Origin of the sequence: Streptomyces pinistramenti (genome assembly GCF_020564935.1) — a bacterium.
In the GTDB taxonomy this organism is placed as follows: Bacteria; Actinomycetota; Actinomycetes; order Streptomycetales; family Streptomycetaceae; genus Streptomyces; species Streptomyces pinistramenti.
This window is the reverse complement of the sequence record NZ_JAJCXB010000078.1, coordinates 1-25,450: the sequence shown is the minus strand read 5'-3', so window position 1 is coordinate 25,450 and position 25,450 is coordinate 1. Positions and strand designations below refer to the sequence as shown.

Annotated in this window: 21 protein-coding genes and 1 pseudogene; 12 read left to right on the top strand and 10 right to left on the bottom strand. The window is 71.8% G+C overall.

The window, feature by feature from the left end; all coding sequences use genetic code 11:
- Positions 1 to 779 precede the first annotated feature (779 nt).
- A complete protein-coding gene (locus tag LIU39_RS31870; protein WP_227050424.1) occupies positions 780 to 1,697 on the bottom strand; it encodes a zf-HC2 domain-containing protein in 918 nt (305 codons plus the stop codon).
- On the bottom strand, positions 1,694 to 2,461 hold the full coding sequence (sigE, locus tag LIU39_RS31865) for an RNA polymerase sigma factor SigE (protein ID WP_227050423.1): 768 nt from the start codon (positions 2,459 to 2,461) through the stop codon (positions 1,694 to 1,696). The genes LIU39_RS31870 and sigE overlap by 4 nt, the downstream gene beginning before the upstream one ends.
- A gap of 165 nt (positions 2,462 to 2,626) precedes the next feature.
- Here sigE and LIU39_RS31860 point away from each other — a divergent pair, with 165 nt between their 5' ends.
- Entirely contained in the window at positions 2,627 to 3,310 is a 684-nt protein-coding gene (locus LIU39_RS31860; protein WP_227050422.1) for an O-methyltransferase, read from the top strand.
- Between the two features lie 189 nt (positions 3,311 to 3,499).
- Here the strand turns inward: LIU39_RS31860 and LIU39_RS31855 are convergent, their stop codons facing one another.
- Positions 3,500 to 3,667 carry a DUF3117 domain-containing protein gene (locus LIU39_RS31855; protein WP_003985072.1) on the bottom strand — a complete coding sequence of 56 codons (168 nt, stop codon included), beginning with the start codon at positions 3,665 to 3,667 and terminating at the stop codon, positions 3,500 to 3,502.
- A gap of 333 nt (positions 3,668 to 4,000) precedes the next feature.
- Here LIU39_RS31855 and chcB point away from each other — a divergent pair, with 333 nt between their 5' ends.
- Complete coding sequence (chcB, locus tag LIU39_RS31850; protein ID WP_227050421.1) at positions 4,001 to 4,801, top strand: 2-cyclohexenylcarbonyl CoA isomerase; 801 nt, start codon at positions 4,001 to 4,003, stop codon at positions 4,799 to 4,801.
- Between the two features lie 50 nt (positions 4,802 to 4,851).
- On the opposite strand, the gene LIU39_RS31845 is transcribed toward chcB, so the two are convergent.
- Together LIU39_RS31845 and LIU39_RS31840 are read right to left on the bottom strand one after the other, a co-directional pair.
- Positions 4,852 to 5,457: a DNA-3-methyladenine glycosylase I gene (locus LIU39_RS31845; protein WP_308409441.1), complete on the bottom strand. Its 606-nt coding sequence runs from the start codon at positions 5,455 to 5,457 to the stop codon at positions 4,852 to 4,854.
- Between the two features lie 176 nt (positions 5,458 to 5,633).
- A pseudogene (locus LIU39_RS31840) lies at positions 5,634 to 6,029 on the bottom strand (DivIVA domain-containing protein); the annotation flags it as partial.
- A 91-nt stretch (positions 6,030 to 6,120) separates the two neighbouring features.
- On the opposite strand from LIU39_RS31840, the gene folP reads away from it, so the two are divergent.
- The 6 genes from folP to sbnA all read left to right on the top strand — a co-directional run bounded on the left by folP (position 6,121) and on the right by sbnA (position 17,166).
- A complete protein-coding gene (gene folP, locus LIU39_RS31835; protein ID WP_227050420.1) occupies positions 6,121 to 7,020 on the top strand; it encodes a dihydropteroate synthase in 900 nt (299 codons plus the stop codon).
- 1,012 nt (positions 7,021 to 8,032) lie between these two features.
- The gene (locus tag LIU39_RS31830) at positions 8,033 to 10,609 is read left to right on the top strand and encodes a Pls/PosA family non-ribosomal peptide synthetase (protein WP_372464124.1); all 2,577 of its coding nucleotides are present in this window, start codon (positions 8,033 to 8,035) and stop codon (positions 10,607 to 10,609) included.
- A gap of 142 nt (positions 10,610 to 10,751) precedes the next feature.
- Positions 10,752 to 14,006 carry a non-ribosomal peptide synthetase gene (locus LIU39_RS31825; protein WP_227050419.1) on the top strand — a complete coding sequence of 1,085 codons (3,255 nt, stop codon included), beginning with the start codon at positions 10,752 to 10,754 and terminating at the stop codon, positions 14,004 to 14,006.
- 65 nt (positions 14,007 to 14,071) lie between these two features.
- Positions 14,072 to 15,076 (top strand): TauD/TfdA family dioxygenase, encoded by a 1,005-nt coding sequence (locus tag LIU39_RS31820; protein ID WP_227050418.1) that lies wholly within the window; start codon positions 14,072 to 14,074, stop codon positions 15,074 to 15,076.
- Complete coding sequence (gene sbnB / locus LIU39_RS31815; RefSeq protein ID WP_227050417.1) at positions 15,073 to 16,143, top strand: 2,3-diaminopropionate biosynthesis protein SbnB; 1,071 nt, start codon at positions 15,073 to 15,075, stop codon at positions 16,141 to 16,143. Before LIU39_RS31820 ends, sbnB begins: the two co-directional genes overlap by 4 nt.
- Before the next feature lie 36 nt (positions 16,144 to 16,179).
- On the top strand, positions 16,180 to 17,166 hold the full coding sequence (gene sbnA, locus LIU39_RS31810; RefSeq protein WP_227050416.1) for a 2,3-diaminopropionate biosynthesis protein SbnA: 987 nt from the start codon (positions 16,180 to 16,182) through the stop codon (positions 17,164 to 17,166).
- Between the two features lie 113 nt (positions 17,167 to 17,279).
- Here sbnA and LIU39_RS31805 read toward each other — a convergent pair whose 3' ends face one another.
- Complete coding sequence (locus LIU39_RS31805) at positions 17,280 to 18,038, bottom strand: LOG family protein (RefSeq protein WP_227050415.1); 759 nt, start codon at positions 18,036 to 18,038, stop codon at positions 17,280 to 17,282.
- 109 nt (positions 18,039 to 18,147) lie between these two features.
- A complete protein-coding gene (dapE, locus tag LIU39_RS31800) occupies positions 18,148 to 19,239 on the bottom strand; it encodes a succinyl-diaminopimelate desuccinylase (protein WP_227050414.1) in 1,092 nt (363 codons plus the stop codon).
- A 40-nt stretch (positions 19,240 to 19,279) separates the two neighbouring features.
- Between dapE and LIU39_RS31795 the strand changes: the two genes are divergently transcribed.
- Together LIU39_RS31795 and LIU39_RS31790 are read left to right on the top strand one after the other, a co-directional pair.
- A complete protein-coding gene (locus LIU39_RS31795; protein WP_227050413.1) occupies positions 19,280 to 20,206 on the top strand; it encodes a VldE C-terminal domain-containing protein in 927 nt (308 codons plus the stop codon).
- A 305-nt stretch (positions 20,207 to 20,511) separates the two neighbouring features.
- Entirely contained in the window at positions 20,512 to 20,979 is a 468-nt protein-coding gene (locus LIU39_RS31790) for an ATP-binding protein (protein WP_227050412.1), read from the top strand.
- 83 nt (positions 20,980 to 21,062) lie between these two features.
- Here the strand turns inward: LIU39_RS31790 and dapC are convergent, their stop codons facing one another.
- Entirely contained in the window at positions 21,063 to 22,160 is a 1,098-nt protein-coding gene (gene dapC, locus LIU39_RS31785) for a succinyldiaminopimelate transaminase (RefSeq protein WP_227050411.1), read from the bottom strand.
- Positions 22,161 to 22,307: 147 nt separating this feature from the next.
- A complete protein-coding gene (gene fdxA / locus LIU39_RS31780) occupies positions 22,308 to 22,628 on the bottom strand; it encodes a ferredoxin (protein WP_227050410.1) in 321 nt (106 codons plus the stop codon).
- Between the two features lie 141 nt (positions 22,629 to 22,769).
- Here fdxA and LIU39_RS31775 point away from each other — a divergent pair, with 141 nt between their 5' ends.
- On the top strand, positions 22,770 to 23,783 hold the full coding sequence (locus LIU39_RS31775) for a GNAT family N-acetyltransferase (RefSeq protein ID WP_227050409.1): 1,014 nt from the start codon (positions 22,770 to 22,772) through the stop codon (positions 23,781 to 23,783).
- Complete coding sequence (locus tag LIU39_RS31770; protein ID WP_227050425.1) at positions 23,780 to 24,703, top strand: transglutaminase-like and tetratricopeptide repeat-containing protein; 924 nt, start codon at positions 23,780 to 23,782, stop codon at positions 24,701 to 24,703. The genes LIU39_RS31775 and LIU39_RS31770 overlap by 4 nt, the downstream gene beginning before the upstream one ends.
- 28 nt (positions 24,704 to 24,731) lie before the next feature.
- Here LIU39_RS31770 and LIU39_RS31765 read toward each other — a convergent pair whose 3' ends face one another.
- Positions 24,732 to 25,337, bottom strand: coding sequence for a response regulator transcription factor (locus LIU39_RS31765; RefSeq protein WP_227050408.1), 606 nt, complete (start codon positions 25,335 to 25,337; stop codon positions 24,732 to 24,734).
- Positions 25,338 to 25,450: the final 113 nt, after the last annotated feature.

Below are 25,450 nucleotides of genomic sequence, written 5' to 3'. Positions count from 1 at the left end.
GGGGGCCGGGGCCGAGTCGGCGGGCGGGGCCGCATCGGGGGCGGGCGGGACGCTGTCCGTAGCGGGCCGCGGGGCTGCCACGTCGGTGGGGGCGCCGGTGACGGCATCGGCGGGCAGCTTGCCGAGGGTCATCGTGGCTGGGGCGGAAGGGGCGATCGTGGCGGAAGAGACCACGTCGGACGGCATCGTGCCGGAAGAGGCCGCGTCGTCCGGCCTTCCGTTGTCACCCGGCCCGCCTGCAGCAGCTCCTGCCGCCGTCGCGCTCTCGACAGGCCCGGCGTCACGGGCGTCGGTGCTGCCGGGCCCGGCAGCGTCCGCGCCCTCCGCCCCGCCCCGCTGAACGGCCGTCTGCGGCCCTGCCGCAGGGCGTCCTGACCCGTCGGGCCCAGCGGGGGCGGCAGCAGGTGTGGCGGCCGGGTGGGCAGCGGCGGCGGGCATCTCCGTCGTCGCCGCAGAGGCCGTGTCAGGTGTCGTACCCCGGCCGGGTATCTCCGGACGCGCCCCGGGGGCCTCGTCCGGCTGTGGCCGCGTCCCGGGTTCGGCGGGGGGCAGGGGCCGGTGCGGGCCGGTATCGGCGGCCGGCTGTGTCTCCGGGGTGCGTCCCGGGCGGCTCCACCACTTCAGCTTCGACCCGGCGGCCGTACCGTCGTCCATGCTCTCCCCACAATTCGCCCGCGGCTCCCCACGGGCCACCGCCACCTCGCGGTCCGCGCCCCGGCAGGGATACGCGCCGCCCACAGGGATTCAACCAGTTCCCTGTGACAGGACGCAGCGGACGGTCAGCGTCGGGCGGCAGCGGAGCCCTGGCCGGCGGGGGCGGGCGAGGAGGCGGAGCCGATCAGCGGCCGCTCGCGCTCCAGCGGCGGGGTGTGCGCGCGGGGGTAATGGACGCTGCCGACGGCGAGCGGCGCGAGGTGCGCGTCGACCGCGCGGTCCGTGGGCGCCATCAGGGGCGCGGAGCCGAACCTGCCGTCCGTCGAGACGCGAGCGGACGGGGAAACCGGGGGCCGCGGCGAGGACGGGCCGTACAGGCCCATGGAGCTGGGGGCCGGCGCGACGGTCGGGCCGCCGACCGCGGAACGGGCGTCGCCCGCGGTCAGGAAGCCCCCGCTGCGCAGCGGATCGCTGCCGTCCTCCGCGCTGAGCGGAGTGACGGCGTTGCCGCCCTCCTGGCGGTTGGGTGCGTCGACGGCGGCCTCCAGCGGCAGGGCGCCGCCGAGTGCGATGGCCGCGAGCGAGACGGCGCCGGCCGCGGCGAAGGCGAACCGCCGCCGCTGGGGCGCAGGCCGCTCGGTCTCATGTATCCGGAAGCCGCGTCGGCGCGGCTGCGCGGCCGCGCCGAGCGCATGCGCGTCGGAGGGCAGATAGCCGAAGGAGCCGCCGCTGCTGCCCAGCTCGGGCCGTCCGAATCCGCCGCCCAGGCCGCCGGCCGGCCTGCTTCCCTGGCCGTCCTGGTCGCCGCCCGGCAGGCCCTGCAGACGCGCCAGAAACCCCTCGGACGGACCGGGGGGCGCGGTCCTGGCGAAGACACTCTTGAGGCGCCGCTGGGCGTCGGCCTCCGCCTTGCACTTTCCGCACGTCGCGAGATGCGCGAGCACCCGCTCGCGCGCGTCATGGCCCAACTCGCCGTCGACCAGGGCCGCGAGGCGGTCGCCGAGATGCTGCTCGGCGGGGGACGCACCGCCACTGCCGATCACGCGATTCCGACCTCCCCTGTGGACACCACGGCCAGCGACCGCTGCTGCTCGCGCTCTTCGGCGCGGGCGGCCGGTGAGCGGTGCTTGAGTGCCTTGCGCAGGTGCGAGCGCCCGCGGTGGATCCGGCTGCGGACCGTGCCGAGCTTCACGCCCAGGGTCGCCGCGATCTCTTCGTACGACAGGCCCTCGATGTCGCAGAGCACGACGGCGGCGCGGAACTCGGGCGCGAGGGTGTCCAGCGCCTGCTGGACGTCGGCGTCGAAGTGGGTGTCGTTGAAGTGCTGCTGCGGGGACGGCTCGCGGCTGGGCAGCCGCTCGGCGGCGTCGTCACCCAGCGCGTCGAAGCGAATGCGCTGCCGGCGGCGGACCATGTCCAGGAAGAGGTTGGTCGTGATGCGGTGCAGCCAGCCCTCGAAGGTGCCCGGGGTGTACGTCGACAGCGAGCGGAAGACGCGGACGAACACCTCCTGGGTGAGGTCCTCGGCGTCGTGCTGGTTGCCGGTGAGGCGGTAGGCGAGGCGGTAGACGCGTGCACTGTGGGTGCTGACGATCTCCTCCCAGCTGGGCGGAGTCCACTGCGCATCCGCGTCTGCGGCGAAGCTCGCGGTAGGTGCGGATTCGTGGGCGCGGCGACGGTCAGCGGTGTGTGTCACGGATTTCGGCTCGGCGAACGACCATCTCAAGCGCCTCGGCGCCCTTCGGTCACCCGTCGCAGCCGCACCTCCCCTGGTGGCTCTGGTGGTGTCCAGTAGAGCCCCTACCATATCCACCTCGCCCGTTAGCTCCGGATAAGCAGTTTTGACCTGCATTTGGTCCGGCTTCTGGTCTTGCTTCGTGTCTCGATCGGTCTTCACCGCCGCATCCCCCCTGCCCCTTGTTAACGCCCGGTCCCATCTGCGGGTTCCCGCACGCAGCGGATACAGTCACGGTTGCGTCAACTACGGGGACAGGAGAGGGCCATTACCGGCAACCGGCAGACGGGCTTGGCATTCGCCGAGGCGTACGGCGCCGGGACCATCAACGACACCACCGACATCGCCCTGCGCTGGTCCCGTGACTGCGCACGCGATGCCGGAATCCGTACGGTGTCGACCGGTACCGGCGCGGCGCTGCGCATGCTCGCCGCCACCGCCGGCGCCAAGGCCGTCGCCGAGATCGGCACGGGCACCGGCGTGTCGGGCATCTACCTCCTGCACGGCATGAGGCCGGACGGCGTGCTCACCACCGTCGACCTGGAACCCGAGCGGCAGACCTTCGCCAAGCAGGCATTCCGCGAGGCGGGCTTCGCCGGCAACCGCGCCCGCTTCATCCCCGGCCGCGCCCTGGACGTCCTCCCCCGGCTCGCCGACGGCGGCTACGACCTGGTCTTCTGCGACGGCGACCTCATGGAGTGCATCGAATACCTGGGGGAAGCACTGCGGCTGCTCCGCCCCGGGGGCCTGGTCTGCTTCGAAGGCGTCTTCGCCGACGGACGCACCGTCGACTCCTCGGTGCAGCCTGCCGAGGTGCTGCGGCTGCGCGAACTGCTGCGCGCCATCCGGGAGAGCACCGCGCTGGTGCCGTCCCTGCTGCCGGTCGGCGACGGGCTGCTCTGCGCCGTCAAGCGCGGCTGAACCACCGCGGGCAGGGCCGGGAGCGGATACGGAGCCCCGCGTGAGAACGGAGCCCCCGTGCGGAATCACGGAAACGAAGCGGCCCCGGCACACGGCGCGCGGTGAACGCGTGCCATCTGCCGGGGCCGTCGTATCGGCTGGGGACCGGGGGTTAGCTCCCCGGGGACCGCAGCAAGTCGGGCCGCCCTCTCAGACGGTGACCTTTTCCAGGGCCTCACCCAGGGCCTTGGCTTCGTCGGGTGTCAGCTCGACGACGAGTCGCCCGCCGCCTTCGAGCGGAACGCGCATGACGATGCCCCGCCCCTCCTTGGTCACCTCGAGCGGGCCGTCACCCGTCCGCGGCTTCATGGCCGCCATGCTCGTTCCCCTTCCTGAAACCAGCTCATCGTCCGCCGACGGCCAACGGCCCCTGTAGGCACGCGTCACCGGCATCGAACACATTGCTTCCAGGCCATTATCCCGCATCGAACGACCCGATGACCAACATCGGACAGCATCCCTTCACCGACCTCCTCCCCCAAAACCACTCAATTCGGGGAGGGGACTGCGATACTGCGCCACCCTTCGGCACCGGTTCCGCCTCCTTTCTTTGATGTACGTCACATGCCGGAAGCCGATGTTCTCCGGCATCCTGAGCGCTGACTGCCACTGCCGAGCAGCTTGGGCCCACGACGGAGGGAACTCCCACTTATGGCCGACACCGTGCTCTACGACGTGACCGACGGACTCGCGACGATCACTCTCAACCGCCCCGAAGCGATGAACGCGCTGAACGTCGAGGCGAAGGTACGGCTGCGGGACACCCTCCAGGAGGCGGCGGCCGACCCGGCCGTGCGCGCCGTGCTGCTCACCGCCACCGGGCGCGCCTTCTGTGTCGGGCAGGACCTCAAGGAGCACATCGGGCTGCTCGGCGAGGACCGGGCGAACGGCACCGGCAGCACCATGAGCACCGTGCGCGAGCACTACAACCCCATCGTCACCGCGCTGACCGAGATGCCCAAGCCGGTCGTCGCCGGCGTGAACGGGGTCGCCGCGGGCGCCGGAGCGGGCTTCGCGCTCGCGGCCGACTACCGCGTCGTCGCCGATTCCGCTTCGTTCAACACGTCCTTCGCCGGGGTCGCCCTCACCGCCGACTCCGGGGTGTCCTGGACGCTGACGCGGCTGATCGGCCACAGCCGCGCCGCCGACCTGCTGCTCTTCCCGCGCAGCGTCAGCGCCCAGGAGGCGCAGGAACTGGGCATCGCCAACAAGGTCGTGCCCGCCGACGAGCTGGCCGCCGAGGCCGCGGCCGTCGCCCGCCGCCTCGCCGATGGCCCGACCGTCGCCTATGCCGCGCTCAAGGAATCGCTCGCCTTCGGCGCCGGGCACTCCCTTGCCGAGGCCCTCGGCAAGGAGGAGGAACTCCAGGCGCGGGCCGGGGCGTCCGAGGACCACCACATCGCCGTCGAAGCCTTCGTCAAGAAGGAGAAGCCGGTGTATCTGGGACGGTAGGCGGCCGGAGAGCGGCACTCCCGGGGCCGCTCGGCGCCCGGGGAGTGCCGTTACCGTGCTGCGGCCTCCGCCGCCGCGCGGGCGTGGCAGCCGGCGAGGTGGTCGTTGACCAGGCCGCACGCCTGCATCATGGCGTACGCGGTCGTCGGGCCGACGAAGCGGAAGCCGCGCTTCTTGAGGTCCTTGGCCAGCGCCGTCGACTCGGGCGTGGTCGGCTGCACGTCGGTGATCCGGCGCGGCACCGGGCGGCCGTCCCGGTCGGGTGCGTACGACCAGATGAGGCCGTCCAGTTCACCGGGCGCCAGCGCGGCCGCGACCTGGGCGTTGTTGATCGCCGCGGCGATCTTGGCGCGGGTGCGGATGATCCCGGGGTCGGCGAGCAGCCGCGCGGCGTCCTCGTCCGTGAACCGCGCCACCTCGGCGATCCGGAAGTCCGCGAACGCGGTGCGGAAGCCTTCTCTGCGGCGCAGGATCGTGATCCAGGAAAGGCCGGACTGGAACGCCTCCAGGCACATCCGCTCGAAGAGTGCGTCGTCGCCGTGGACCGGCCGGCCCCATTCGCTGTCGTGGTAGACGCGGTAGTCGGCCATCTTCTCGGACTCCATGCCCCACGGACAGCGCGGGACGCCGTCCGGAGCCGTCACCACATCGGTCATGACCGGTCCTCCCCCTTGTGTGCGCCGGACGCGGACCCGGGCGTGACGTCCTGCCGCCCGCTCTCCTTGTCCGGCTCATCCGGCTCGTCCAGCTCATCCGGCTCGTCCGTGTCCTCGGCTCCCCGGCGGTCCTTCGGCTCCGCCGTGGCCCCCGTGGCCCCCGTATGCGTCTCCTCGGCCGTTTCCGGCGCCTCTCCCGCCTCTCCCGCCTCGTCCCCGGAATCCTGCGGCCGCCCTGACCCGGCTTCGCTGATCAGCTCCGGGCCGCCGATGGCCGCCGCGTGCGCGCCCGCGAGCGCCGCCTCCAGCTCGGCGATCCTGGCGTCCCGCTCGGCCAGCTCGGCGCCCAGCCGGTCCAGGACGTCGTCCACGTCGTTCATGTGGTAGCCGCGGACGGTCACCGGGAGGCGCACCGCGTCCACGTCGGCACGGGCCAGCGGCCGCTCCGGGGGCAGCGGGTCGTACAGCCGGTCGGGCTCGGCGTCGCGCAGGCCACCGCGGTCCCCGCCGACGACTACGAGGGTGACCGCGGCGACCACCACGACCATGGCGATCAGCAAGAACCAGAACACGACCAACTCCCCGGAAGAGGCACCTCCTCCGATCGTGCCATGCGGGTGTGACAGTTAGGGTCGCTGGCGGACCACGGAGAAGGAGTTGGCAATGTTGCGGCTGGGGAATCGCGAGTTCGACGCGCATGAGCCGGTGATCATGGCGATCGTGAACAGGACCCCGGACTCCTTCTACGACCAGGGCGCCACCTTCCGGGACGAGCCCGCGCTGACCCGCGTCGAGCAGGCCGTCGCCGAGGGCGCCGCGATCATCGACATCGGCGGCGTCAAGGCAGGACCTGGCGAAGAGGTCACCGCCGAGGAGGAGGCGCGCCGCACGGTCGGCTTCGTCGCGGAGGTACGGAAGCGTCACCCGGACGTGGTCATCAGCGTCGACACCTGGCGGCACGATGTCGGCGACGCGGTCTGCGAAGCCGGGGCGGATGTCCTCAACGACGCCTGGGGCGGCGTCGATCCGAAGCTCGCCGAGGTCGCCGCGCGGCACGGCGCGGGCCTGGTGTGCACGCACGCGGGCGGCGTCGAGCCCCGCACCCGCCCGCACCGGGTGACGTACGAGGACGTGATGGCGGACATCCTCCGGGTGACGCTCGGACTGGCCGAGCGGGCCCTGGAGTTGGGCGTACGGCGCGACGCGATCATGATCGACCCGGGGCACGACTTCGGGAAGAACACCCGGCACAGCCTGGAGGCGACCCGCAGGCTCGGCGAGATGACGGCGGCCGTTCCCCAAGCTCTCGGCTTCGCGCGAGCAGGGGACACCCCCTTGCCGGTGCTGGTCTCGCTGTCCAACAAGGACTTCGTCGGCGAGACCCTCGACAAGCCGGTCAAGGAGCGGGTGCTCGGCACCCTGGCGACCACCGCCGTGTCCGCCTGGCTCGGGGCGCAGATCTACCGCGTCCACGAGGTCGCGGAGACCCGCCAGGTGCTGGACATGGTGGCCTCGATCGCCGGCCACCGGGCGCCGGCGGTCGCACGGCGGGGGCTCGCCTAGGTCCTCCGTCCGGCCGGGCCGGACTACGGCAGCGCCCTGGTGCTGCCTCGGTGGCCTGTTGCCGGTCCGGGGCAGTGGAGGGATTCCTGGTATTCGTGAGTCCAGCGTTTCGAGTGGGGCTGGACGGAATGCATTCCGAAAGAAGGATATAAAAATATTCTCGACGCACCCCGGCGGAGAGTTTGCCGGATTGTGGAGCGTCGTTACCGGAGCCAGGATAAATCTTTATCAAGGGAACGAGACGCGTAGGCCGATTTGCGCCAGTCCCGTTTACTGCCGATGAGCAGGCAGGCCAACTCCCCGCTCGGCGAGTTTAGGCTTTTGTGCCTTTTGGGCCGTGTGCGCCACACCCGATAAGTAGCATTTATATGGCTTTCGAGGGACAGACGGAAGAGATTTCCCGTCCGCCGGGGCCGCAGGAAAGCTGCGGAGCAGCAGGTGGCGAACGCCATGTACTGAATGCGTCATGCAGTGGCCAGACATTCCGAGGTCGCAGGTTTGATCGTTTTCCGCTCCGTGCGGGAGCGTGATTTTTGTTGGCCTGCACCTGACTGTCTCGGCACCGGACAGGGCCCTACGTTCTTCAACGATCCCATTCGGTTGGATCAGAAAGGGGGAGCCGTGTGCGGGAATCCCTATGCAACGTTCGGCCTATGTCGGAACTGATCGCCCGGGTGCTGTCGGAACTGATTCGGAGTGATTGTTCGAAGCCGTGAGGGGGTCGCCGGCCGACCGATGCGCACGTTGCCGCGCCCCCGGGCACACATTCCGGGAAACCGAGCCGCGGATCCGACGGCCCGCAGCGGAAATACCGTGCCTTCCCGCTCGGGTGGCGCAACCGGCGCACGCGTACGTACTGGACGACGTGCGAATGCGCCGTGGACGCGCTCTCCGCCCCGCTGCGCATCGACTCGTTATCCACCGGCCACGGCTCCCTCGGATATCCCGTCCGCACGCCCCGTGAATCATATTCAGCCCGCACATCCGGGCATCAGGCGCTCAAGGAGTTCATGTGGGGAGAGAACCTTCCGATGCCACGTCCGGCCGTCCGGGCGAAAGCGTACCGGCCATTACGGACGGAACGGAGCCGGCAGCCGGCCTGGAGACGGCCTTCGCCGAGTTGCTCGCCGAAGTGGTACGTACCGAACAGGTGTCGGCCGATGGACATTTCTTTGACGATCTCGGGGCCGACTCGCTGGTGATGGCGCACTTCTGCGCCCGCGTCAGAAAGCGGGTGGACCTTCCGCCGGTGTCGATGAAGGACATCTACCAGTACCCGACGATCCGGCGTCTGGCGGCGGCATTCGCCGATGCCGTCCCCGAGCCCACCGCGTCTCCCGAGGTCCCCGGCGAAACGCCACTTCCCGGCAGCACCATGCGCTATGTCGCGTGCGGGGCGGCGCAGTTGGCGTTCTTCCTCGGGTACTCCTACGTCGTCGCATTCGCCAGCACGAGAGGCTACGACTGGGTCTCCGCAGGGCGGGGCCCGCTCGGCGTCTACGTGCGGGCAATCGTCTTCGGCAGCGCCGAATTCATCGGCCTGTGTGCGTTCCCGGTCGTGGCCAAGTGGCTGCTGATCGGGCGGTGGACGGCCCGCGAGTTCCCGGTCTGGGGGGCGACCTATCTGCGCTTCTGGATCGTCAAGGTGCTGGTGCACGCCAACCCGATGGTGCTGCTCGTCGGCAGTCCCGTCTACGTGCTCTATCTGCGGGCACTCGGCGCGAAGATCGGCAAGCACGTCACGATCCTGTCCCGGCACGTCCCCGTCTGCACCGACCTGCTCACCATCGGCGCGGGAACGGTGGTCCGCAAGGACGTGTTCTTCCTCTGCTACCGGGCCCACGCCGGGCGGATCCAGACGGGAGCGGTCACCCTCGGCCGGAACGCGTTCGTCGGCGAGCGGACCGTGCTGGACATCGACACCGCGATGGGCGACGGGGCGCAGCTCGGCCACACCTCCACCCTGCACCGCGGCGGGGCCGTGCCGGCCGGCCGGCGGTGGCACGGGTCGCCGGCGCAGCCCACGGAGCTGAACTACGTACGGATCGCGCCGGCGCAGTGCGGAACGCTGCGGCGGGCCCTCTTCGGTGCGGCCGACCTCGCGAAGATGATGCTGGTGGTCCTGCCGCTGACCATCTCGGTCGTCTCCGTGCTGTGGTCCGAACTGCCCGAGCTGGGAGGCTGGGGCGATCTGGACCAACAGCCCCTCACCACAGGCGCGTTCTACCTCAACGCCCTGGCCCTCTCCCTCATCCTGTTCTTCGGGTTCGTCTTCGTGGGGTCGGCCGTGGTGGTCACCGTCCCGCGCCTGCTGAACCGGGTGATCGAGCCCGGGAAGGTCTATCCGCTGTACAGCTTCCGCTACGCCACCTACCGCACGGTCGCGCGCATGACGAACCTCAAGTTCTTCATCTGGCTCTTCGGCGACAGCTCCTACATCGTCCACTACTTCCAGCGCCTGGGGTATCACCTCTCCCACGTCGAGCAGACCGGCTCGAACTTCGGCAGCGCGGTGCAGCACGACTCGCCGTTCCTCAGCTTCGTCGGCCGCGGCACGATGGTGGCCGACGGGCTGTCGGTCATCAACGCCGAGTTCTCCCGCACCTCCTTCAGCGTCTCCCCCGCCGAGATCGGAAGGAACAACTTCCTCGGCAACTTCATCGCCTACCCCGCCGGGGGCCGCACCGGCGACAACTGCCTCCTGGCGACCAAGGTGATGGTCCCGCTCGAAGGCGAGATCCGCACGGGAGTGGGCCTGCTCGGCTCGCCCTCCTTCGAGATCCCGCGCTCGGTGGAACGCGACATCCGCTTCGATCACCTGCGCAGCGGGGACGAACTGCGCCGGCGCCTGGCGGCCAAGAACCGCTACAACCTCCGCACCATGGGCCTGGTCCTGCTGATGCGGTGGGTGCACTTCTTCGGGCTGACCCTGCTGAGCCTGGGGACCGCCGACCGCGAAGACTGGGTCGGCAGCCTGCTGGACGCCGGATTCCTGGTGTGCGCCATGGCGTTCACCGCCGTCTACTACGCACTGGTCGAGCGGACCATGACGCGCTTCCGTTCCCTGCGGCCGGAGGTCCGCTCCATCTACGACCCGGCCTTCTGGCACCAGGAGCGCCTGTGGAAGGTGCCCGAGACCCACTTCAACGCGTTCAACGGAACTCCCTTCAAGAGCGTCCTCTGGCGGCTGCTGGGCGTCCGGCTGGGGCGCAGGCTCTTCGACGACGGCTGCAACTTCACCGAGCGCACGCTCACCACCGTCGGTGACGACTGCACCCTGAACGCCGGCAGCAAGATCCAGTGCCACTCGCAGGAAGACGGCACCTTCAAGTCCGACCACAGCACGCTCGGCGCCGGATGCACCATCGGAGTGAGCGCGTTGGTCCACTACGGCGTGACGATGGGCGAGGGCGCGCAACTCGCCGCCGACTCCTTCCTGATGAAGGGCGAGGACGTGCCCCGGAACGCGCGGTGGGCGGGAAACCCGGCCGCCGAAACGGGCCTCCGCCGCCGGCGGACGTCCCCGACGGGCACCGGACCTGCGCCCGTGGCACCGGCCGGAAGCCCGCTGCCGTCGCAGCGCCACTGATCCGGCGGCACGACCGCCACCGAGAGCATGCCGCGCTGACGGACACCCCACGGCCGGCCCACCACCCAGCACAGCACGAGCCGGCGCCTTGCCGTGGCCGGACACCAGCGGCGCCACGGCAGGAGCCGGCAGAGGGAGCCCCATGATGAAGCCGACGGACGACGACCGAGAGTACTGGCGAACGGCCCTGGCCATGGGAGGGTTCACCGCGGTTCCGCGCTGGGCCCCCGATCCGGTGACCGGCGCCGCCACCCACGAACTGCCGCTGCCCGACGACCTGGTGGCGCGCCTTGACCGGTGGGCCGACGCGCACGGCGTCCCCCTGGACGCGGTCCTGCTGGCCGCGCACGCCAGGGTGCTCGCCGCGCTGTCCGGAGAGCAGGAGGTGACCTGCGGCTACCTGGCGGCCGACGGTGGCCCCGCGCTGCCCTGCCGGATCTCCACCGCCCCCGGCACCTGGCGCGATCTGGTGCGGGAGGCCGCCCGGACGAGAACGGACGTGCTCGCGCACCGGCACCACGCGGTGCAGGACATCGCGGGCGAACTCGGCCTGGGAACCGTGCTGTTCGAGACCGAACTCGACCTGTCCGGGGACGCAGGAGAGCCCGCCGACGGCACCGTGCTGCGGGTGTCGGTGGTGCGGCGCGGGGCACGGCTGACCCTGCGGCTGCGGCACCGGACCGAGGCGCTGGACGCGGAGAGCGCGGCCAGGATCGCCGGCTACCACCTCACCGCGCTCGCCCGCCTCGCCGACGGCCCGGACACCGCGCACGGACCGCAGAGCCTGCTCTCCGCCTCCGAACGCCGCTTCCAGCTGGAAGGGCTGGCCGGACCCCACCGCGACCTGCCCGACCGCCGGTTCCACGAACTGTTCGAGGAACGGGTACGGGCCCACCCGGACGCGGTCGCCGCCGTGCACGGCGACCGGCAGTGGACCTACCGGGAGCTCAACGACCGCGCCAACCGCCTCGGGCGCGCCCTCCTGGCACAGGGCCTGGCCCGCGAGGGAGTGGTGGCCGTCGTCACCGAGCGCAACCTCGACTGGACGGCCGCCGTGCTGGCCGTCCTCAAGGCGGGCGGCGTCTACCTTCCGATCGAGCCGCACTTCCCGGCCGACCGCATCGCGGCCATGCTCACCCGCGCCGAGTGCGGCCTCGTGCTGACCGAGCCCGGCAGCACCGCCACCCTGGACCAGGCCCTGGCCACCCTCCCCGGCACCCGTACGCTCCGCATCGACGCCGCCCTCGCCGCCGGCCATCCCGCGGGCGACCTCGGCGTGGAAGTCGCCGCCGGCCAGCTCGCGTACATCTACTTCACCAGCGGCTCCACGGGCGAGCCCAAGGGCGCGATGTGCGAGCACGCGGGTTTCCTCAACCACCTCTACGCCAAGATCGGCGACCTGGGGATCGCGGAGGGCCACGTCGTCGCCCAGACCGCTCCCCAGTGCTTCGACATCTCCCTGTGGCAGCTGGTCTCCGCGCTGCTGGTCGGCGGACGGACGCACCTGGTCGGGCAGCCGGTGGTCCTGGACGTCCAGCGCTTCGTCGACACCCTCGCCGACGCGCGGATCACGGTCCTCCAGGTCGTCCCGTCCTACCTCGAAGCCGTCCTGACCCACCTGGAACGGCACCCCCGCCCGCTGCCGGACCTGCGGTGCGTCTCGGTCACCGGAGAGGCGCTGAAGAAGGAGTTGGCGCAGCGCTGGTTCGCGGCCCGGCCCGGGGTCAGGCTCGTCAACGCCTATGGGCTGACGGAGACTTCCGACGACACCAACCACGAGGTGATGGAACGGGCACCGGAGGGCGACCGGATCCCCCTCGGGCCGTGCGTGAACAACGTGCACGTCTACGTCGTCGACGAGCATCTGGAGCCGGTGCCGCTGGGCGCCCCCGGCCAGATCGTCTTCTCCGGGGTCTGCGTCGGCCGGGGCTACGTCAACGACCCCGAACGCACCCGGCTGGCCTTCCTTGAGGATCCGCACCGTCCGGGCCTGCGGCTCTACCAGGGCGGTGACTTCGGCCGCTGGCTGCCCGGCGGGAAGCTGGAGTTCCTCGGCCGCCGCGACGCCCAGGTCAAGATCCGGGGGTTCCGGATCGAGATCGGCGAGATCGAGAACGCGCTGCTGCGGGTGCCCGGCGTCCGCGACGGCGCCGTCGTGGTGGCCGGAGGCGACAGTCAGGGAAAGCACCTGGTGGCCTTCTACTGCGGCCCGCAGACCCTGGAGACCGACGCCCTGCGGGAGCACCTCGGGGAGTCGTTGCCCGCGTACATGGTGCCCACGTCCTTCCACTGGCAGGAACAGCTGCCGCTGACCGCCAACAGCAAGATCGACAAGAAGACGCTCGCCGGACTCGCCGCCCGTCCCGCGGAGCCTGCGGAGCAGCACCGCCCGCCGCGTACGTCCACCGAGCGGCGGCTGGCCTGCGCCTGGGCGAAGGCGCTCGGCGTCCCGGAGGACGGGATCGGCCGGCAGGACCACTTCTTCGACCGCGGCGGCACCTCACTGGCGGCGGTGAAGCTCGTGATCGCGCTCGACCGGGCTTTCTCCCTCAAGGACCTCACCCGCCACCCCGTACTCGCCGACCTGGCCGATCTGCTGGACGGCCGCCGCGAGCGGGACCGCGGGCTGCTGCACACCCTCGCCGAACCGGCGGGCGAGCCCCGCGGCCACCTGGTCTGCTTCCCGTACGCGGGCGGCAACGCGATCAGCTTCCGCCCGATGGCCGAGGCGCTGCGGAAGGCCGGCTTCGCGCTGCACGCCGTCGAACTGCCCGGCCACGACCTGGCCGCCGACCGTGAGCCCTTCGCGCCGCTGGAGCAGGTGGCCGAACAGGCCGCCGCCGAGATCACCCGGCGCGGCCTGACCGGGATCCTGCTGTGGGGCCACTCCGCCGGCGCCGCGTTCGCCGTGGCGACGGCCCGGCTGCTGCACGCCCGCCAGGTGCCCGTACAACGGGTCTTCATCGGCGCGCAGTTGCTCGGCGAAGCCGCCGGCCGGCGCGCGGCTGCCGACGCCCTGGCCGCACGGAGCGCCGCGGAGATCGGCGCGGAACTGGTCGCGGACGGCGACGGCCCCGCACGCGGCGCCCAGGATGCCCGCCGTGCCGCACACACCGGCGCCGCCTACCGGCACGACTGCGTCGCCGCCCACCACTACTTCGCCGACATCCTTGACCACCCGCCGACCCCGAAACTGACCGCCCCCCTCACCCTGGTCATCGCCGACGACGACCCGATCACGGCCGGCCCCGGCGAACCGCACCACGACTGGCGCCGCCTGGCCGCGCACGTCGATCTGCACCGCCTCCCCGACGGCGGTCACCACTTCCCGCGCACCCGCCCCGCCGCGGCCGCACAGGCCGTCCTGCACAGCGCGGCCGCGCCGACCCCCACCTGAACCGCAACGACGCCGACGGCGGCACACCGAACCCCCCGCACCAGCCCGCCACGGAAAGGTTCCACATGTCATCGCCTCCCTCAACGCACCTGCTCAACGTGGCCCTGCGGCCCGGCAGTCCACCGATGCTCCTGGCCGAGCCCGACGGCGAACCGGCACGCTGGGCGGCCCGGCACCGGGACGCCCTGCGCGCCACCCTCACCGAGCACGGCTCCGTCCTGGTCCGTGGACTCGGCCTGCGCGATGCGGCCGAAACCGTGGCGGCCTTCAGAGAACTGTCCACCGACCTGATGACGGAGACCGAGAGCTTCGCGCCCCGGCGGACCTACGACACCGGGGTGTACTCCTCGACGAAGTGGCCGTCGAACCAGCCGATGTGCATGCACCACGAGCTGAGCTACACGGTGGAGTTCCCCCGCCTGATGCTCTTCGCGTGCCTGAGCGCGCCCGACGACGGCGGGGCGACCGCGGTGGCGGACGCGGCCGCGGTCCTGAAGGCGCTCCCCAGGAGACTGGTCAAGCGGTTCGAGCGGCAGGGCTGGCTGCTGACCCGCACCTACAACGACGAGATCGGGGCCTCCGTCGCCGAGGCGTTCGGCACCGATGACCGGGACGCCGTCGAACGCTACTGCCGCACCCACGCCATCGCGTTCCAGTGGCATCCGGACGGCTCCCTGCACACCCGGCAGCGGCGCAGCGCCGTGGTACGCCACCCGCTCACCGGCCGGCGGTGCTGGTTCAACCAGATCGCCTTCCTCAACGAATGGACGCTCGCCCCCGAGATCCGGGAGTACCTGGTGGACCTCTACGGCGCCGACGGGCTGCCGTTCAACACCTGCTACGGCAACGGCGATCCCATCGACGCGGACGTCATCGAGCTGCTGAACGGCGTCTACGAGGCCCACACCGCACGCGAGCCCTGGCAGGCCGGCGACCTGATGCTCGTGGACAACATCGGTACCGCACACAGCAGGGAGCCGTTCGAAGGCCCCCGCGAAGTCCTGGTCGCGCTGGCCGACCGGGTGTCCCTGACCGACTGCTCGCCAACCCTTGAGGTGACCGCCCCATGACCACCCAGCACTCCACCGATCACCGGCCCACCGCTCCCGCGCCGCACTCCGTGCCGTCGTTCGCGGTGATCCCCGGAGCCCAGGTCGAGCACGCGCTCCAGGGGCGGGCGCGCGAGGTCGTGGACCTCGTCGAAGCCACCTACCGGCTGCACGGCGCCGGCGACTCGGTCAATCCCCCTTCGTACTTCCTGCGGTTCCCCGACCGGCCGGCCTCCCGCATCATCGCGCTGCCCGCCTCGCTCGGCGGGCAGTCCCCGGTGGACGGCATGAAGTGGATCTCCAGCTTCCCCGCCAACGTGGCGGCCGGAGTCCCCCGGGCCTCGGCGGTGCTGATCCTCAACGACCACGACACCGGGTACCCGTTCGCCTGCCTGGAGAGTTCGATCATCAGCGCCACCAGGACGGCGGCGTCCGCCGCGCTGGCCGCCGACCGGCTCAGCCGGGGCCGGCCGCGCCCCCGCAGCGTCGGCTTCTTCGGAACCGGCCTGATCGCCCGCTACATCCACACCTTCCTGGCGGAAACCGGCTGGGAGTTCGACCGGATCGGCGTGCACGACCTGTCCGCCGACAGCGCCGCCGGATTCCGCCTCTACCTGGAGCAGTCCGGCGCCGACGGGTGGATCACCGTGCACCGGAGCGCCGAGGACCTGATCCGCACCAGCGACCTGGTCGTCTTCGCCACCGTCGCCGGAGCGCCGCACGTCAGCGACCTGTCGTGGTTCGATCACCACCCGCTGGTGCTGCACATCTCGCTGCGTGACCTCGACCCCGAGATCGTGCTCGGCTCCGCCAACTTCGTCGACGACATCGAGCACTGCCTCAAGGCCGACACCTCGCCGCACCTGGCCGAACAGCGCACCGGGAGAAGGGACTTCCTCACCGGCACGCTGGACGACGTGACCTCGGGGCGGGTGACGGTGCCGGCGGACCGGACCGTGGTGTTCTCGCCCTTCGGACTGGGGGTGCTGGATCTCGCGGTGGGCAAGTACGTCTACGACGAGGTGGCCCGCGCCGGCGGACTGCACCTCGTCGACGGCTTCTTCCACGAACTGCGCCGCCATGGCTGACCGGCCGACAGCGCTGCCGCCGATGAAGGGGGCGTCATGACGATCATCTCCGTACCCATGGACTTCAACGCCGAGGATCTCTACGTGGACCTGCGGTCGATCGTGGGGCATCCCCTGTTCCTCAAGTGCGAGGGCTTCAACTTCGCCGGTTCCATCAAGCTCAAGGCAGCTACCGAGATGGTGGAGGCCGCCGAGTGGAACGGCACGCTCAAGCCGGGATCCATCCTCGTCGAGTCCTCGTCGGGGAACCTGGGCGCGGCCCTGAGCATCATCGCCGCCAGCAAGGGCTACGGCTTCGTGTGCGTGACCGACGCGCGCTGCAACCTCTCGGCACGCCGGTTCATGGAGGCGATGGGCAGCCAGGTCCACATCGTCACCGAACCGGCCGCCACCGGCGGTCTGCTCGGCGCGCGGATCGCCCACGTCAGGGCGCTGTGCGACGCCGACGACCGGTACGTATGGCTGAACCAGTACACCAGCGCGGACAACTGGAAGGCCCACTACCGCACCACGGCGCCGGGCATCGCCCGCCAGTTCCCGCGCCTTGACGTCCTGTTCATCGGCGCCGGCACCACGGGAACTCTGATGGGCTGTGCCCGCTACTTCCGGGAGCTGCACCGGCAGGTGCAGGTCGTGGCGGTGGACAGCGTCGGCTCGGTGGCCTTCGGAGGCGAGCCGGGCCGCCGGATGATCCCCGGCCTGGGAACGAGCGTCCAGCCGCCGCTGCTGGACGAGTCCTACGTGGACGAGGTGATCCGCGTCGAGGAGGCCGACACCATCCGTGCCTGCCACCGCCTGGCCCGGCGCGGATTCCTCTTCGGCGGCTCCACCGGCACCGTGGTCAGCGGCGCCGTGGAGTGGCTCTCCCGGCACGACACACACGACCTCACGGCGGTGGCCATCGCCCCGGACCTCGGCGAACGCTATCTGGGCACCATCTACCGCGCCAACTGGCTGCACACCCTGTACGGCGAGGACGTGCTCAGCCCCGACAAGGTCGCCGCAGACCTCGGAACCGCCTGACAGGGCACCGCGGCACCCGGCGTCCCGGCCGGGCCGGGACCGTTCCCCGCACGGTCCCGGCCCCGGGTACTCCGCGTCGTTGACACGGCCGCGCGGGCACCGCGGGCCCGCCCCTACCTGGCCCCCGGCCCCACTTCCTTCGTCACCAGGGCGACGGCCTCGTCCACGTCGTCGCTGAGGTGGAAGAGTTCCAGGTCGCGCAGGGACGCCTTGCCCTCGGCGATGAGGGTTTCGCGCAGCCAGTCGACCAGGCCGCTCCAGTAGGACGTGCCGAACAGCACGATCGGGAAGCGGGTGACCTTGCGGGTCTGGACGAGGGTGAGCGCCTCGAACAGCTCGTCCAGAGTGCCCAGCCCGCCGGGCAGCACCACGAACCCACGGGCGTACTTCACGAAACAGGTCTTGCGGACGAAGAAGTACCGGAAGTCGACGCCGAGGTTCACGTACTCATTGAGGCCCTGCTCGAAGGGCAGCTCGATGCCGAGGCCCACGGAGGTGCCGCCGGCTTCGCTCGCCCCCTTGTTGGCCGCTTCCATGGCGCCGGGGCCGCCACCGGTGATGACCGAGAAACCGGCCTCCACCAGGGCGGCTCCGAGCCGTACGCCGGATTCGTACTCGGTGGACCCACGGGGCGTGCGGGCGGAGCCGAAGACGCTGACGGCCGGGCCCAGCTCGGCGAGCGCGCCGAAGCCCTCCACGAACTCCGACTGGATGCGCATCACGCGCCAGGGGTCGGTGTGCACCCACTCGGAGGGGCCTTCGGAGTCCAGCAGCCGCTGGTCGGTGGTGCCGGCCTGCACCTGGTCGTGACGGCGCAGTACGGGGCCGAGCCGCTGCTCCTCAGGGGGCTCGGCTCCCTCGGGACTGGCCATGATGTGCTCCCTCCGCTGGCAGATCGTTACCGGTCAAGCGTAGATCCAGTCGTGTGAAGCCCAGGGGAATTCGGCTGGTATGCGGAGGGACGACCGCCGGTCCTGCGGCTCAGGCCGTCAGCCAGGAGCGCAGCCGCTCCTCGCAGTGCAGGATGCGGTCGGTCTCGACCCGCTCGTCCTTCTTGTGGGCGAGCAGCGAGTAGCCGGGCCCGTAGTTGACCGCCGGGACGCCGAGTGCGCTGAAGCGGGAGACGTCGGTCCAGCCGAACTTGGGCATCGCGCTGCCGCCGACCGCTTCCATGAACGCCTTGGCCGCCGGGTGCGAGAGGCCGGGCAGCGCGCCCGGGGAGTGGTCGTCGACGACGAACTCGTCCACCCGGCAGTCCGCGAAGACCTCGCGTACGTGCGCCAGCGCCTCCTCCGGTGTGCGGTCGGGTGCGTAGCGGAAGTTGACGGTGACCGTGCAGGCGTCGGGGATGACGTTGTTGGCGACGCCGGCCTCGACGCGGACGGCGTTGAGGCCCTCGCGGTACTCCAGGCCGTCGATCACCGGGCGGCGCGGGGTGTACGCGGCGAGCGTCGACAGGATGGGGGCGGCGGCGTGGACGGCATTGGCGCCCATCCAGCTGCGCGCGGAGTGGGCGCGCTCCCCGGTGGTGCGCAGCAGGACCCGCAGGGTGCCCTGGCAGCCGCCCTCCACCTGGCCGTCGGACGGCTCCAGGAGGACGGCGAAGTCGCCTTCGAGCCAGTCGGGGTGGGCGTCGACGACGTGGCCGAGGCCGTTGAGGTGGGCGGCGACCTCTTCCTGGTCGTAGAAGACGAAGGTCAGGTCGCGGTTGGGGGCCGGGACGGTGGCGGCCATCCGGAGCTGGACGGCGACGCCGGACTTCATGTCGCAGGTGCCGCAGCCCCACAGGACGCCGTTCTCGTCGAGCCGGGACGGGACGTTGTCCGCGATCGGCACGGTGTCGAGGTGCCCGGCGAGCACCACCCGCTCGGCACGGCCCAGCTGCGTGCGGGCCACGACGTTGTTGCCGTACCGGTCGACGGTCAGGTGGCCGAGCGCGCGCAGGGCGTGCTCGACGGCGTCGGCGAGGTCCTTTTCGCTGCCGCTCTCGGAGGGGAAGTCGACGAGCTGCGCGGTGAGCGCGGCGGCGTCGAGCGACAGGTCGAGGGCGGGGTGGTCGGGGGAGCGCTCCATGAGGCCGACCCTATCGGCCCAGCTCCAGTACGGTTGGTCCGTGTCAGCTCAGTCCTCCGCTCCCCCGCGCCGCAGGCGCCTCTGGCGTATCACCGCGGCCTTCGCGGTACTGCTCGGTCTCGCCGTCTATCTGGTGGTGCAGTACGTGACCGGCGGCCCGGGTGCTCCGCGGTGCACCGTGCAGGCGGACGGCGGGGCACAGCCGTACGAACTGACACCCGAGCAGGCGGCGAACGCCGCGACGATCGCGGCCGTGGGCTCGGCGCGCGAGCTGCCGGAGCGGGCGGTGACGATCGCGCTGGCGACCGCCATGCAGGAATCCCAGCTGCGCAATATCGATTTCGGCGACCGGGATTCGGTGGGGCTTTTCCAGCAGCGGCCTTCGCAGGACTGGGGCACCGTGAAGCAGATCATGGATCCGGTCTATTCGGCCGGGGAGTTCTATACGCATCTGGTGAAGGTGCGGGGGTATACCGAGCTGCCGCTGACGGAGGCGGCCCAGCGGGTGCAGCGCAGCGCTTTCCCGCGGGCCTATGCGCAGCACGAGGGGAACGCCACGCAGCTGGCGGGGGCGCTCACCGGCCGGGCCGGGGCGGCGATGTCGTGCACGCAGAGCCGGCCGGTGGACGGCAGGTCCGGCGGCGGTACACGGGTGCGGGAGAAGCTGGTCCGCGAGTTCGGCAACGGCGTGCTGCCGCACGGGAAGGCCGCGGGCGGCGACGAGCGGACGGTGCGGGTGCCGGCCACGGCCAAGGACTCGGGCAAGGGCGAGGGGTCGCGGCACGGCTGGGAGGTGGCCATGTGGGCGATGGCCCACTCTGCCGAGCTGCACATCGAACAGATCTCTTATGCCGGGCAGACCTGGCGTGCGGCGGATTCGGGGAAGGGCTGGGTGCGGCAGGAGGCGTCGGGTGACGCGGCTCCGGGCCAGAGTTCGGACGACGTGCGCATCATCGCCGGGCAGTAGTCCGCACCGTCCCCCGACAGAGGCACCGACGGTAATTCCCTTTATCGCGGCGGGAGTTATCGCCGAGGCGTCGACACTTCCCCTCATCTCCCTTGCACGCAAAGGACCGTGACGTTTCCACAGGGCATCGAGCGATGCACATATTGCCCGTCTTCAGCCAGTGCGGATTATGTGACGCGTTACCAACTCTTTACCCATGTTCACCGCAACCTTCGGGGGTCTGACGCGGTAGTCAGTGCGTCCGTCCGCCCGGCGTACCCGGCGCATCTGCCGGAAGTACGCGCCCTTTCCGTAAAAGGAGCACCATGTCCCTCCCCGTTTCGCGTCGGATCGCACGAGCCGCCCTGCTCGTCGCAGCGAGTGCAGCTCCCATGGTGGCCGCGGCCGGCTCCGCGAGCGCCGTGGACCTGTCCAAGGCGTCCGACCTGGGCGGAGTGACCAGCCTGGACTCGCCGCAGACCAGCGAGACGCTCGACCACACCGCCCGCGACGGTGTCGACGTGGTGAACAAGGCCGGCACCGCCGCCACCCAGAAGCTGGCCCCGGCCCTCGTGGAGACCGCGGGCCCGGTGGTCGAGAAGGCCGCTCCGACCACGCAGCGCGCCGCCAAGGGCGCCAAGGACCTGCTCGGCCACACCGCCAGGCACGGCCTGTCGACCAACACGCTGGCCACCGACGCGGTCAAGGGCCTGGCGAGCACCGACGCGGTCCAGGGCGTGACGCACAGCCTTCCCGGCAAGGGCCTGCTCGGCGGCCTGCCGGTCGGCGGCTGACCCGCCCGCCACAGAACGCGCAGGGGCCCGGGGAGTGCGCTCTCCCCGGGCCCCTGCGCGTCGCGGCGTCCCGGACGGCGGCGTCAGTCCGCCAGGCGCCGTACCGCCGCCTCGACCCGCTCGTCGGTAGCGGTGAAGGCGATCCGTACGAACCGCTCCCCCGCCGTGCCGTAGAAGTCGCCGGGAGCGACGAGGATGCCGCGTTCGGCGAGGGATCCGACGGTGTCCCAGCAGGGCTCGTCGCGGGTCGCCCAGAGGTAGAGCGATGCCTCGCTGTGCTCGATGCGGAAACCGGCCGCCTCGAAGGCGGTGCGCAGGGCGGCACGCCGACGGGCGTAGCGCTCGCGCTGTTCGGCGACGTGCCCGCTGTCGCCCAGGGCCGCGACGGTGGCGGCCTGGACGGGCGCGGCGACCATCATGCCGCCGTGCTTGCGGATCTGGAGCAGCTCGCCCAGTACCGCGCTGTCGCCCAGCAGGAACGCGGCGCGGTAGCCGGCGAGGTTGGAGCGCTTGGAGAGCGAGTGGACGGCGATCAGACCCTCGGATGAGCCGCCGCAGACGTCCGGGTGCAGCACGGAGACCGGGTCGGCCTCCCAGCCCAGTTCGAGGTAGCACTCGTCGCTGGCGATCAGGACGTCGTGCCCCCTGGCCCAGGCGACGATGCGGCGCAGCTCGTCGGCGTCGAGCACCCGGCCGGTGGGGTTGGACGGGGTGTTGAGCCAGAGCAGCTTGAGGCCGGCCGGGTCGAGGGTGGTCGGGTCGTCGTAGACGACCGGCTCCGCGCGGGCCAGCCGGGCGCCGACCTCGTAGGTGGGGTAGGCGAGGCGGGGGTAGGCCACCTTGTCGCCGGGGCCCAGGCCGAGCTGGGTGGGCAGCCAGGCGACGAGTTCCTTGGAGCCGACGATCGGCAGCACATTGGTGTGTGCGAGATCGCGGGCGCCGAGGCGGCTGCCGGCCCAGGCGGTGAGCGCGTCACGCAGGGCGGCGGTGCCCCACACCGTCGGATAGCCGTGGCTGTCGGCCGCGTCGGCCAGCGCCTGCTGGATGACGGCGGGGACGGGGTCGACGGGGGTGCCGACGGACAGGTCGACGATGCCGTCGGCGTGTGCGGCCGCCGTGGCCTTGTACGGCTCCAGCCGGTCCCAGGGGAAGACCGGCAGGAGGGAGGAGACTGCGCCCACGATGCTCTCTTTCTCGGACGGGCCGGCGTCGGGAACGTCGGCACAAACGCCTGGGGCGTGTCCGGTGACCAGGGGCCCGCCCTGGTCACCGGACACGCCCCGGATCCCGTACAGGGCCGTACGGGAACGATGGCGCCGTGCGACCGCTTACTGGTTCTGCGGCGGCAGGGCGGCGATGAAGGAGTGGTCGCGCTCGATCAGGCCGAGCTTGCTGGCGCCGCCGGGCGAGCCCAGCTCGTCGAAGAACTCCACATTCGCCTTGTAGTAGTCCTTCCACTCATCCGGAGTGTCGTCCTCGTAGAAGATCGCCTCCACCGGGCAGACCGGCTCACAGGCCCCGCAGTCGACGCATTCGTCCGGGTGGATGTACAAGGACCTGGAGCCCTCGTAGATGCAGTCGACGGGGCACTCCTCGATGCATGCCTTGTCCTTGACGTCGACACAAGGCTGCGCGATGACGTAGGTCACGCTGTCGTTCCTCCTCGGTAGGGCCGGCGGACCGATTGGCAGTACCGCCGCTGGGCGCGCGGGAGCGCGGCGTCGTCGATGTGCCCGCACCTAGTATCTCCGTTCCCGGGCACGAGACGAACAAGAGGGGCGGGAAGATCGGTGGAATTCATGACCGGTGGTCGCGCTGAAGTCCGCATCACCCCTGCTGACGTGGGCAAAAGGGTATCTGTCCGGCGCCGCACAGAGGCCGGGGAGGGTCAGTGGGCGTTCACGGACGCGGTGGGTGTTCTCACATCGTGGAACGACGGTGTGCTGAGCATCACACGACGCGACGGCGGGACGGTCCGGGTCGGGGAGGCGTCACTGGTCGCGGCGAAGGTGGTGCCGGCACAGCCGGCCCGCAGGCGGGGCCCGGCGGCGGACGCGCGGGAGCTGACGGAGGTGGCGGCGCGCGGCTGGCCCGCCGTCGAGACGGAGCGCATCGGCGGATGGCTGCTGCGCGCGGCCGGCGGGTTCACGCGGCGGGCGAACGCGGCGCTGCCGCTCGGTGACCCGGAGGTCCCGTTCGACGAGGCGCTGGCGCGGACCACCCGCTGGTACGCGGAGCGCGGCCTGCCGGCCCGCATCGTCGTCACCACCGGCCGCCCGGACACCGGCGAGGCGCTGGACGGCGAACTGGCCCGCCGCGGCTGGCCGGCCGAGGCGCCCACCCGGGTGCGAACGGCGGCGCTGGCGCCGCTCGCCGACACCGGGGCCGACACCGCGCGCGTCCGGCTGTCCCGCGAGCCGGACGCGGCCTGGCTGGGCCTGTACCACCGGGTGGGCGGGCCGCCAGGGCCCGAGGTGCACCAGGTGCTCACGGGCGGGCCCTCGGTGTGGTTCGCGACGGTGCCGGGGGCGGGCGGTACACCGGAGGCGATCGGGCGCTGTGTGATCGACGGCCGGTGGGCCGGGTTCGCGGCGATCGAGGTGGCTCCGGCGCTGCGGCGGCGCGGTCTTGCCACCCTGGTGATGGCCGCGCTCGCCGAACGGGCCCTGGACGAGGGGGCGTCCGCCGCGTACCTCCAGGTCGAGGCGGACAACGACGGGGCGCGCGCGCTCTACGACCGGCTCGGGTTCGCCGACCACCACGGCTATCACTACCGGCGCGCTCCCCAGGGCGGTGCGCGCTGAACGGGGGCGCCTCGCGCGGGCCGCGGGGACCGGAGCCGGAGGGTGCGCGGGCCGCCCGCCGGCAGCGGTTCGCCGCGGCCGCGCGTGCGGAGCGGCCCGATCTCGCCCTGCTGTGCCTGCTGATCGCGGCGGAGGCCGATCCGGCGCTGGACGAGGCGGGCATCGACGCGGCGCAGATCGAACTGGACCGGCTGGCGGGGCTGTTGCCGTTCCGTCCCGCCGAGGGGCCGGTCACCGCAGGCGGGCGTGCGGCGCACCGCCCGTCCGCCTTCGGGCCCGCCGACTGGGCCCGGCACGTCGCCGCGCTGCTGGGCACCCGCTGCGGCTTCGGCGGCACCGCGGCCGACTACCGGCGGCTGGAGTCGTCCCTGCTGCACGAGGTGCTGCGGCGCCGCCGCGGGCTGCCGATCCTGCTGTCGGTGGTGTGGACGGAGGTCGCCAGACGGGCCGGGGCCCCGGTGTACGGGGTGGCGCTGCCGGGGCATTTCGTCGTCGGTTTCGGCGATCCGCACGGGTCGCACGTGCTGGCCGATCCGTTCGACGGCGGGCGGCCGCTGTCCGGCGAGGACGCGGCGGCGCTGGTCGCCGGGGCGACCGGGGCGCGGCTCGACCGGCGGATGCTGCGGCCGGCCGATCCGCTGGAGGTGGTGCTGCGGATCCTGAACAACATCCGGGCGTGGGCGCAGGCCAGGCCCGAGCACAGCGCGGTGGGGCTGTGGGCGGTCGAGCTGTCGCTGCTGCTGCCGCGGCATCCGGCGCAGTTGCGGCAGCAGCACGGCGAACTGCTGGTGCGGTGCGGGGAGTTCGCGGCGGGGGCGGCCGAACTGGAGGAGTACGCGCGGGTGGTGGAGGCGGTCGATCCGGCCGTGGCGGCCGCGGTGCGCGGTCAGGCGGCCGAGGCCCGCGCGCTGCTCAACTGAATGCCGCCACGGGCGGCGGGGCGCGCGCTCAGAGCCAGCCCTTGTCGTGTGCGGTGCGGAACGCTTCGGCGCGGTTGCGGGCGCCGGTCTTCTGGATGGCGGTGGAGAGGTAGTTGCGGACGGTGCCCTGGGAGAGGCTCAGGGTGCCGGCGATCTCGGCGTTGGTGGCGCCGCCCGACGCGCAGCGCAGCACGTCGCGTTCGCGGTCGGTGAGCGGGCTGGCGCCGTCGGCGAGCGCCGCGGCCGCCAGGACGGGGTCGATGACCCGCTCGCCGCGCAGCACCCCCCGTACCGCGTCCGCGAGCCGGGCGGCGGGGGCGTCCTTGACGAGGAAGGCGTCGGCTCCGGACTCCATGGCGCGGCGCAGGTAGCCGGGGCGGCCGAAGGTGGTGAGGATGACGATCTTCACGTGCGGCAGCTCGGCGCGGAGCGCGGCGGCCGCGTCCAGGCCGCTCACCCCGGGCATCTCGATGTCCAGCAGGGCCACATCGACGTGCCGGGCGCGGGCCGCGGGCAGCACTTCGTCGCCGCGGGCGGCCTGCGCGACGACCTCCAGGTCGTCTTCCAGGGACAGCAGCGCGGCCAGCGCCTCGCGGACCATGGACTGGTCCTCGGCCAGCAGCAGGCGGATCATGCGGGCCAGTTTACGACCTGGGGGGCAATGGTCCTCGGGAGAAGGAGCGGCGTCCGGCGCGGTCGACGGCAAGGCGCCGGGATGCCCTAGTAGCTCCGCTACGAGGGCATTTC